The organism is Nocardioides pelophilus, assembly GCF_014180685.1.
In the GTDB taxonomy this organism is placed as follows: Bacteria; Actinomycetota; Actinomycetes; order Propionibacteriales; family Nocardioidaceae; genus Nocardioides; species Nocardioides pelophilus.
The window spans coordinates 1-9,793 of record NZ_JACEHF010000156.1 but is presented as its reverse complement, the minus strand read 5'-3'; the positions used below and the strand labels follow the sequence as shown (position 1 = coordinate 9,793).

The 9,793-nt window shown below is 71.1% G+C and carries 10 protein-coding genes; 9 read left to right on the top strand and 1 reads right to left on the bottom strand.

The window, feature by feature from the left end; genetic code table 11:
- Together H0488_RS18920 and H0488_RS18915 are read left to right on the top strand one after the other, a co-directional pair.
- On the top strand, nucleotides 1-564 hold a 564-nt coding region (locus H0488_RS18920; protein ID WP_183100789.1), incomplete at its 5' end, for a glycosyltransferase family 4 protein.
- Entirely contained in the window at nucleotides 564-1,217 is a 654-nt protein-coding gene (locus H0488_RS18915) for a glycosyltransferase family 2 protein (RefSeq protein ID WP_183100788.1), read from the top strand. The genes H0488_RS18920 and H0488_RS18915, both read left to right, overlap by 1 nt.
- Nucleotides 1,218-1,231: 14 nt before the next feature.
- Here the strand turns inward: H0488_RS18915 and H0488_RS18910 are convergent, their stop codons facing one another.
- Nucleotides 1,232-3,244, bottom strand: coding sequence for a phosphoadenylyl-sulfate reductase (locus H0488_RS18910; RefSeq protein WP_183100787.1), 2,013 nt, complete (start codon nucleotides 3,242-3,244; stop codon nucleotides 1,232-1,234).
- A 114-nt stretch (nucleotides 3,245-3,358) separates the two neighbouring features.
- Between H0488_RS18910 and H0488_RS18905 the strand changes: the two genes are divergently transcribed.
- The 7 genes from H0488_RS18905 to H0488_RS18875 form a co-directional block, all read left to right on the top strand.
- Nucleotides 3,359-4,774 (top strand): hypothetical protein, encoded by a 1,416-nt coding sequence (locus H0488_RS18905; RefSeq protein WP_183100786.1) that lies wholly within the window; start codon nucleotides 3,359-3,361, stop codon nucleotides 4,772-4,774.
- Nucleotides 4,767-5,510: a glycosyltransferase gene (locus tag H0488_RS18900; RefSeq protein ID WP_183100785.1), complete on the top strand. Its 744-nt coding sequence runs from the start codon at nucleotides 4,767-4,769 to the stop codon at nucleotides 5,508-5,510. The genes H0488_RS18905 and H0488_RS18900 overlap by 8 nt, the downstream gene beginning before the upstream one ends.
- Nucleotides 5,511-5,624: 114 nt before the next feature.
- Nucleotides 5,625-5,813, top strand: a complete 189-nt coding sequence (locus H0488_RS18895) for a hypothetical protein (protein WP_183100784.1) — start codon at nucleotides 5,625-5,627, stop codon at nucleotides 5,811-5,813.
- A 25-nt stretch (nucleotides 5,814-5,838) separates the two neighbouring features.
- Entirely contained in the window at nucleotides 5,839-6,981 is a 1,143-nt protein-coding gene (gene ftsY / locus H0488_RS18890) for a signal recognition particle-docking protein FtsY (protein ID WP_183100783.1), read from the top strand.
- A gap of 354 nt (nucleotides 6,982-7,335) precedes the next feature.
- On the top strand, nucleotides 7,336-8,685 hold the full coding sequence (locus H0488_RS18885) for an ammonium transporter (RefSeq protein WP_220794782.1): 1,350 nt from the start codon (nucleotides 7,336-7,338) through the stop codon (nucleotides 8,683-8,685).
- Nucleotides 8,682-9,020: a P-II family nitrogen regulator gene (locus H0488_RS18880; protein WP_183100782.1), complete on the top strand. Its 339-nt coding sequence runs from the start codon at nucleotides 8,682-8,684 to the stop codon at nucleotides 9,018-9,020. Before H0488_RS18885 ends, H0488_RS18880 begins: the two co-directional genes overlap by 4 nt.
- A partial coding sequence (locus tag H0488_RS18875; protein WP_183100781.1) for a [protein-PII] uridylyltransferase family protein occupies nucleotides 9,017-9,793 on the top strand: 777 nt, incomplete at its 3' end. The genes H0488_RS18880 and H0488_RS18875, both read left to right, overlap by 4 nt.

The window sequence follows — 9,793 nt, the reverse complement described above, 5'->3', positions numbered from 1 at the left end:
GTCGACGTGACCGGGGTGTTCGAGCGGCGTCGAGCCGCCGGCGTCCCGCTCCGAGCTCTGTGGGCCGGACGGTTCGACCGCCAGAAGCGGTTCGACCTCGTCGTGGAGGTCGCCCGGCTGATGCCGGACCTCGAGATCCACGCGTGGGGCAAGCCGGTGCTGAGCGACATCGACCTCGATCCGGGCGACCTCCCGCCGAACATCCAGCTGATGGGCGTCTACGACGGCTTCGCCCAGCTGCCGCTCGACGAGGTCGACTTCCTGCTCTACACCTCGGGCTGGGACGGCATCCCCAACGTGGTGCTCGAAGGGGCCCAGAGCGGGCTCCCGATCGTCGCCAGCGCGGTCGGCGGCGTGCCGGAGGTGGTCACGCCCGCCACGGGTTGTCCCGTGACCGACACCGACGCGCCCGCGGCGTACGTCGCAGCGATCGAAGCTCTCCTGGCTGATCCCGCCGCGGCCACTGCGAGGTCCGCAGCGCTCCGGGACCAGGTCCACCGGCTGTTCGACGCCGACGCCTACCGCAGCGCGATCGCGCGTCTCCTCGGGATCGGGGACGGCTGATGACCACCGCGCAGGACATCACCGCGATCCTGGTCGCCCACGACGAAGGGCCGCAGATCGGGATCTCGCTGCACAGCCTGCTCGACGCCGCGGCCGTGGCCCGCCTGGCCGGGCTGCAGGTCGAGACCCTCGTCGTGCTGGCCGACCCCACGCCCGCGACGCGGGACGCGCTCGCCGAGGCAGCCGACCACGGGGTCCGGGTCGAGGCGGTCGACCTCGCCGACCCGGGAGCGGTGCGCAACCACGCCGTCGGGGTCGCCGGCGGGCACCAAGTGGCGTTCCTCGACGGCGGCGCGCTGTGGTCGGAGAACTGGCTCGTCGCCGCCCACACGCTGTGCGCCGACCCCCAGGTGATCGCGCACCCGGAGATCCACTGGTTCTACGAGCAGGGCCGGGAGCTCTACTTCCCGCCCGACCAGGACGACCCGGGCTTCGACCCGGCGATCCTGCGGTTCGGCAACTGCTGGGACGCTCAGGCCGTGGCCGCCGCCGCCGTCTACCGGGCGGTGCCGTTCCCCGAGCTGGGGGAGCGGGTGGCGCCCGGTCAGCTCGACTGGGAGTGGAGCACGGCGACCGTGGCCGCCGGCTTCCGGCACCGCGTCGCGCCGGCGACGATCAACTTCCGACGCCGGCGTCCGCGCACGCTGCGCTGACTCCTACGAGGAGCTCAGCCGACCGGCACTCCGGCCTTGGCCGCAGCCGACTCCGCGCTCCAGACCGAGACGCAGGGGATCTTGCTCTGGTCACAGCGGTCGGCGTACTTCTTGGTGATCTCGGTGACCTCCTCCATCAGGCCCTCGCTGAGGGTGATGGGGGTGAGGCCGAGGTGCAGGAAGCGGTCGTTGGCGACGTGGAGCTCGTTCTCGTCGGCCTCGTTGCGCGGGTTCGGCATGTTGGCGATCTCGACGCCGGTGCGGTCGGAGATCATCTTCGCCAGGTCGCGGACCCGGTGGGTCTCGGTCATCTGGTTGAACACCGAGACCCGGTCACCCTTGGCCGGCGGGTTCTCGATCGCCAGCTGGATGCACTTGACGGTGTCCTGGATGTGGATGAACGCGCGGGTCTGGCCGCCGGTGCCGTGCACCGTCAGCGGGTAGCCGATCGCGGCCTGCATGAGGAACCGGTTGAGCACGGTGCCGTAGTCGCCGTCGTAGTCGAAGCGGTTGATCAACCGCTCGTCGAGACGGGTCTCGTTGGTCTGGGTGCCCCACACGATGCCCTGGTGCAGGTCGGTCGCCCGGACGTGGTCGTTCTTCGCGTAGTAGGCGAAGAGGAGCTGGTCCTGGGTCTTCGTCATGTGGTAGATCGAGCCCGGGTTGGCGGGGTACAGGATCTCCTGCTCCACCAGGCCGTTCTCGCCGGCGTCGACCTGGACCTTGAGGTAGCCCTCGGGGATCTGCATGCCGGCGGTGCCGTAGCCGTAGACGCCCATGGTGCCGAGGTGCACGACGTGGATGTCGAGACCCGACTCGACCACAGCGGCCAGGACGTTGTTGGTCGCGTTGAGGTTGTTGCTCACCGTGTAGCGCTTGTGGCGGCTCGACTTCATGGAGTACGGCGCTGCCCGCTGCTCGGCGAAGTGCACCAGGGCGTCGGGCTGCCAGTCCTCGAGCAGGTCGAGCAGGCGCTGGTAGTTGACCGCGACGTCGATGTCGTGGAAAGCGATGTCCTTGCCGGACACCTCCTTCCACGCCCGGAGGCGCTCGCCCATGTGGCGGATCGGCGTCAGCGAGGAGACCTCGAGCTCGATGTCGATCTTGCGACGGGACAGGTTGTCCACGATGGCGACCTCGTAGCCGAGAGCCGAGAGGTGCAACGCCGTCGGCCAGCCGCAGAACCCGTCCCCCCCAAGGATCAGTACCCGCATTGCGTTTCCTCCGTCATTCATCACTTGCATGGTCATTCCAGCGTGCCGGTACCCCGGGGCGCGACCATTGTGCGCTACAGGTTGCACATTGTCTGGCAATGGGGTCGCATCGTCGCGCTCGAAGCGCCCGGTCACCGGGTTGAGGTGGATGCCGCACTCCTTGATGGAGTCGACCTCCCACCACCAGCGACCGGCCCGCTGGTCCTCGCCGGGGCTGATCGCCCGGGTGCACGGCGAGCAGCCGATGCTGGTGTAGCCGCGGTCGTACAGCTCGTTGTACGGCACGGCGTGATCGTGGATGTAGGCCCAGACCTGCTCGGTGGTCCAGTCCAACATCGGGTTGAACTTCTGGAGACCGTTGACCTCGTCCCAGGCCATCACGTCGAGGTCGCGGCGGGTCTCGCCGTGCTCGCGACGCAGCCCGGCCAACCAGGCGCGCTTGCCCTGGAGCACCCGCTGGAGCGGCGCGACCTTGCGCACGGCGCAACACCCCTCGCGCAGCACGACGCTCTCGTAGAAGCCGTTCTGGCCGTGCTCCCTGGTCCACGCCAGGACGTCGGCGGGGTCGGGGGAGATCATGTTGATGATCCCGCCGTAGCGGCGGTGGACGCTGTGCGCGAGCGCGTGCGTCTCCTCCGGGAGGCGGCCGGTGTCGATGCTGAAGATCTCGATGTCCAGCCCGTGGCGCGCGATCAGGTCGGTCATGACCATGGCCTCGGGGCCGAACGCGTTCGCGAGGGCCGCGGGGGCCCAGTCACGCTCGATCGTCCTCAGGAGCGCGAGCGTCTCGTCGAGAGCGTCGCTGTAGTCCAAGGCGATTAACCCCCAGGTTCGGTGCCGAGGTGGAGGTCGCTCGTCCCTGAGCGGATCCGGTTCGCGATGCTAGCATCGCCGCGCCGTCGACCACCCACAGAGGAGCATTTGCCGATGAGGTCGATCCGGCTCCGCCGCCGCCCCGAGGTGGCACCCGCGTCCTCGGACGCGGACGGCTCCGCTCCGGCCGACAGCCTCGACCCCCTCGAGCTGGCCCTTCCGCGGGACCTGCTGCCGGCGGACCAGCGCGAGCGTGCCGACCGACCGGCGCTGGCGCGCCGGCTGCGCGCGATGACGCACCCTCGGTTCTACGCCGCCCAGGTGGGCGCTCCGGGGGTCGCCGACGACGTCGAGGCGGCGATCACGCACTTCCTCGACACGGGGCTCCGCGCGGGCGCCAGGATCAGCGGCCTCTTCAACCCGGAGGTCTACCGACAGCGGCTCGCGGAGCGCGGTCTGGCGTTGGCCGGCGCCGACCCGTTCCTCCACTGGCTCACGGTGGGCTGGGACGAGCGGATCGTCCCGACAGTGCTGTTCGACGAGGCGTTCTACGTCGGTCGCCACCCCGACGTGACGAGCGGGGCGGAGTGGGCGTTCGGGCAGTACGTGCGGGCCGGCTGCTACGCCCCGGGCCGCTCCCCGACCCCCTTCGGACCGAACTACGGCGGCGTACCGGCACCGGACGCACGGGAGCGGCAGGAGCCGCCCCTCGTGCACGGGCTCCTGCACCGCGCCGAGGAGTACGACCTGACCCGCACCAGCTGGTTGGAGGAGGGCGTGACCCTCGGCGCCGCCAAGCTGGCAGGGCTCGGGTCGGACCGGATGCGAGACCTGGTGGCGAAGGCCGCCGCGATCGAGCCGTTGATCGCGCAGACGCCGCGCGAGCGGTGGGTGAGCTGGCCCCCGCACACGCACCCGATGCTGATGCCGACCGCTCGGGCGGAGGAGGTACGGCGCAGGGTCGGCCTGGTGCGCGCCGACACGGTGTTCGTCGTGCCGGGCGACCGCGCGCCCGGCCCCGGCGTCTGCGCGGCGGCGGCGGCGCTGCGGAAGCTCGAGCCGACAGCCACGGTGCTGGTCGCGACGACCGACGGGCCGACGCACTCCCACCTCGACGCCCTGGCGGTCACGATCGACCTGGGCGGGCCGTGGACGGGCTTCACCGAGGCGCGACGGCTGCTCGGGCTGCTCGACCTGGTGCGCGGGGTCCGACCCCGACGGGTGGTCGTCGCCGACTCTGCGCTGGGTTGGCGCCTGCTGTCGACGTACGGCCCGACGCTGCGCCACGAGATGTCGCTCGCAGCCGCGGTGGGCGAGCCTGCTCCCGGCGAGGACGTCGCGCTCGACGACTTCCAGGGCAGCTTCGACCGGCTGGACTGGGTGGTCACCGACACCGACGCGCTCCGCGACGACCTGACGGCGCGCTACCTGTTGCCGGAGCCGTCGCGGGCCCGGCTGCTCAGCGCGGCTGACTGCGCCACCGGGGCGCTGGCCGCCGTCGCCGTGGCAGGAGGGGAGCGGCATGCCTGAGGCAGCGCCTCGGATCGCCGCGATCCTGACCGCGCACGCCGAGGGCGTGATGGCGGGCCTGTCGTTCCGCAGCCTGCTGGAAGCGGTGGGAGTGGCGCGCGCCGGCGGCCTCGAGGTCGAGGTGCTGGTCGTCCTCGACAACCCGACCGCGGCGACGCGGGCGGCGTTCGCCGAGGCCGACCGCCACGGCGCTGCGGTGGCCGAGGTGTCCTTCGCCGACCAGGGCCTGGTCCGCAACCACGCCGTCGGGCTGACGACGGCGGGGCACATCGCGTTCCTCGACGGCGACGACCTGTGGAGCGAGAACTGGCTGGCGGACGCCTACCGGATGTGCGCCGCGGACGACCGCCGGATCGGGCACCCGGAGCTCAACTGGTTCTTCGAGAACCAGCAGAACCTCTACTTCCTGCCGGACCAGACCGACCCGGCCTTCGACCCGGCACTGCTGCGGATCGCCAACCCGTGGGACGCGCTGTGCCTGGCGCCGCGCTCGGCGTACGTCGACCACCCGTTCTCCGCGCGCGCCGTCGCCGACGGCTACGCCTACGAGGACTGGCACTGGATGCTCGAGACGTTCCTCGGCGGCTACGTGCACCGCGTGGTCCCGGAGACCATCCACTTCAAGCGCCGCCGCGAGGGCTCGCAGTACGTGCAGGCGCGGGCCCGCAAGGTGCTCACCCGGCCGAGCGAGCTGCTCGACTTCGCGTGGTGGCAGGAGCGCGACCGCTCGCGCTGATGGTCGGTGTGATCGACCTGACGCCCGGTCCGGAGCCGCGGATCCGGAGGATCCGGGTGCGACCCGGTAGCGTCGAGAGCGCTGTCCGTCACCTACTCGGAGGAGTCGACCGTCGTGCTGTTCATCGTGCTCGCGATGCTGACCTGTCTCGTCGTGTCCGGCCTCGTCGTCGCGTACGTCGCCTATCCGCACCGCGGAGAGACGATGCCCGCGGTGCCGTGGCTCGGTGAGGCGATGGGCAAGGCCGCCGATGCTGCCCCGGTGATCGGCGAGGAAGAGGTCGACCTCCTGCGGCTGCGCTGACGGGCGCCCTGCGAGGATGACCGCCATGGAGTGGCTCTACCTCGTCATCGGGATCGCGGTCGTCGCGGTCGTCGTCGTCCTCGGCGGGATCGGCCTGGTTCGTGGCCGCGGCCGCGAGGCGGGGCCGGTCGAGGCGCCGCGCGCGACCCCGACCGACGTCCTGGCGCCACCCGAGGCGGGCATCGAGGGGGTCCTCGAGCCCGAGGCGCCCGAGGCGCCCGATGTGGTTGCCGCTCCGACCCTGGAGCGCCCGGAGCGTCCGGCGTCACGCCTGGTCCGGCTGCGGCAGCGGCTGGCCGGCTCCGGAACCCTCGGCCGCGGCCTCCTCGGCCTGCTGAGCCGCGAGCAGCTGGACGAGGACACCTGGGAGGCGATCGAGGACCTGCTCCTCGGCGCCGACATCGGCGTCCAGCCCACCCACGAGCTCGTCGAGCGGCTGCGCACCCGGCTCCGGGTCGAGGGCGGCGTCGCCGCGGACGCCCGCACCGTGCTCCGGGAGGAGCTGATCAACCTGGTCGACCCATCGATGGACCGCTCGCTCCACGTGAGCGGCGCCGACGGCAACCCCGGGGTGGTCCTCGTGGTCGGCGTGAACGGCACGGGCAAGACGACCACGGTCGGCAAGATCGCCCGGATCCTCGTCGCGGAGGAGCGGACGGTGCTGCTGGCTGCGGCCGACACCTTCCGCGCCGCCGCCGCCGACCAGCTCAGCACCTGGGGCGAGCGCGTCGGCGTCGAGGTGGTCCGCGGTCCCGAGGCGGGTGACCCGGCCAGCGTCGCGTTCGACGCGGTCAAGCAGGGGGTCGACCGTGGGATCGACACCGTGGTGGTCGACACCGCGGGCCGGCTGCAGAACAAGCAGGGCTTGATGGACGAGCTCGGCAAGGTCAAGCGGGTGATCGAGAAGCAGTCCCCGGTCACCGAGGTGCTGCTCGTGCTCGACGCCACCACCGGCCAGAACGGACTGATCCAGGCGAAGGTCTTCGCCGAGGTGGTGGACGTCACCGGCATCGCGCTGACCAAGCTCGACGGCTCGGCCAAGGGCGGCATCGTCGTCGCCGTACAGCGTCAGCTCGGCGTGCCGGTCAAGCTGGTCGGACTCGGCGAGGGTCCCGACGACCTGGCCCCGTTCGACGCCGCGGCGTTCGTCGACGCCCTGCTGTCTTGAATTGCGCGAGCGTGTCGCACATCGTGCAGCGCCGCACGAGCCGTCGCTTCGCTCGGCCCGCGGGCGCTGCACGATGCGGCTTCGCCGCGTGCGCCACGCTGCCGCGCTGCACGAGCCGTCGCTTCGCTCGGCCCGCGGGCGCTGCACGATGCGGCTTCGCCGCGTGCGCCACGCTGCCGCGCCGCAGATGACGCAGCGCAGGGTTGCGGCTGATTGGCGTCTCGCCCGAAACACGCCCGTAACACCCGGACGGAACTCGTTGCACGCCTGAAACAACCAGCGGACGGTCGCGAAACCTCCTCCCAGCAGGGTGGGACCGTCCTCGCTCGCTGACGTGCTCCTGCTGGAGGTTCCATGGACGGCTACTACACCTGGATGCTGGTGTCGGCCTCGCTCGTGCTGTTGATGACGGCTCCCGGGCTGGCGCTGTTCTACGGCGGCATGAGCCGGAGCAAGTCGGTGCTCAACATGATGATGATGTCGTTCACCGCGCTCGGCGTGGTCGGCATCGTCTACGCGTTGTGGGGCTGGTCGATGTCCTACAGCACGACCTTCCTCACCGCCGACGGCGAGGCGGGCAAGGAGATCGGCACGTTCTTCTCCGATCCCTTCAAGCAGTTCGGGCTCGAGACGACCGACCCCGCCAACTACGTGTTCGTGGCCTTCCAGCTCACCTTCGCGGTCATCACCGCAGCGCTGATCAGCGGCGCGGTCGCCGACCGCCTCAAGTTCTCGGCGTGGCTGGTGTTCCTGCCGGTCTGGGTGACGCTCTCCTACTTCCCGCTCGCCCACATGGTGTGGGGCGGCGGCTTCCTCAGCGGTGTCGAGGACGGCCTGTCGTCGCTGCTGCTCGGCAACGTCACGGTCGACGGTGCGACCATCGCCGAGATCGCGCCGATCGACTACGCCGGCGGCACGGTCGTCCACATCAACGCCGGCGTCGCCGGCCTGGTGTTGGCTCTCCTCGTCGGCAAGCGGCTCGGCTTCGGCAAGGAGCCGATGAAGCCGCACAACCTGACCCTCACGATGATCGGCGCCGGGCTGCTGTGGTTCGGCTGGTTCGGCTTCAACGTCGGCTCGATCGTCAACCTCGACGCCTACGAGACCGAGACCGGTCTGGTCTGGCTCAACACCACGCTGGCGACCTGCGCCGCGATGATGGGCTGGCTGCTCATCGAGAAGATCCGGGACGGCAAGGGCACCTCGCTCGGCGCCGCGTCCGGTGTCGTCGCCGGTCTGGTCGCGATCACACCGGCGTGCGGCAACCTCGTGCCCTGGAGCGCCATGGTGCTCGGCCTCTTCGCCGGCGGCCTCTGCGCACTGGCGGTCGGGCTCAAGTACCGGTTCGGCTACGACGACTCGCTCGACGTCGTCGGCGTCCACCTGGTCGGCGGCCTCGTGGGCACCATCGGGGTGGGGTTCCTGGCTTCGGGTGACCTCGGGCTGCTGACCGGCGGCGACGGCAAGCAGCTGGTGGCCCAGGTCGTGGTCGCGCTGTTCGCCATGCTGTGGTCGGCCGTCGCCACGCTGATCGTCGGCCTGGCGATCAAGTACACGATCGGCCTCCGCCTCGACGACGAGGACGAGGCCGAAGGGATCGACTTCGTCGAGCACGGCGAGTCGGCCTACGATCTGGGCACGGGCGGCGGCGCCCGGCGCGCATCGGTCCTCACCTCCACCGCTTCGGAAGGAACAAGCGCATGAAGCTCGTCACCGCGGTCATCAAGCCTCACAAGTGGGAGGACGTCCGGGAGGCTCTGGAGACGTTCGGCGTCACGGGCATGACGGTCAGTGAGGTCAGTGGCTACGGCCGGCAGAAGGGCCACACCGAGGTCTACCGCGGCGCGGAGTACGACATCGCCCTGGTCCCCAAGATCCGGATCGAGATCGTCGTCGACGACGCGGACACCGAGGACATCGTCGGCATCATCACCAAGACCGCGCAGACCGGCCGGATCGGCGACGGCAAGGTCTGGGTGAGCCCGATCGAGACCGTGATCCGGGTGCGCACCGGCGACAAGGACTCAGCCGCTTTGTGACAGCCGCCGAGAGAGCCGCACGCACCGAGGCGGCGGACGACCTCTGCCTCCGGGCGTACGACGCGGCGGGCGGCCCGGACACGGGCGTCGCCATGGTGGCGGTCGGTGGCTACGGCAGGGGCGAGCTGGCGCCGTACTCGGACCTGGACGTGGTGCTCGTCTCCGACGACGGGGTCGACCTCGGTGCGCTCGGGCAGCAGCTCTGGTACCCGATCTGGGACTCGGGCGAGAAGCTCGACCACTCGGTCCGGTCGCTCGGCGAGATGCTCGCAGCGGCCGAGACCGACGTGCGGGTGGCGTCCGGTCTGCTCGACGTCCGCCACGTCGCCGGGGACCCGAGCCTGACCATCCGGCTGCGCACCAACGTCCTGGCGCAGTGGCGGCGCGACGCGCGCCGGTGCCTGCCGGAGCTGCACTCGCTGGTGCTGAGCCGGCACAAGCTGATCGGCGAGCTCGCGCACATGTCGGTGCCGGACCTCAAGGAGGCCGAGGGCGGCATCCGCGACGCGACCGTGCTCAAGAGCCTCACCGCGACCTGGTTGGTCGACATCCCCGCCGCCGATCTCGAGCGGTCCCGCCAGCACCTCCTCGACGTCCGCGACGTGCTGCACGAGGCGGCCGGCCGGGCGACCGACCGGATCGCCCCCGAGCACTGGTCGGCCATCGCGGAGGCGATGGGGCTGCCCGACGACTACGCCGCCCAACGGCAGGTCCGCGAGCTCGGCCGGCGGCTCACGCACCTCTCGCGCCTGGTCTGGCGGCGCGCCGGCGAC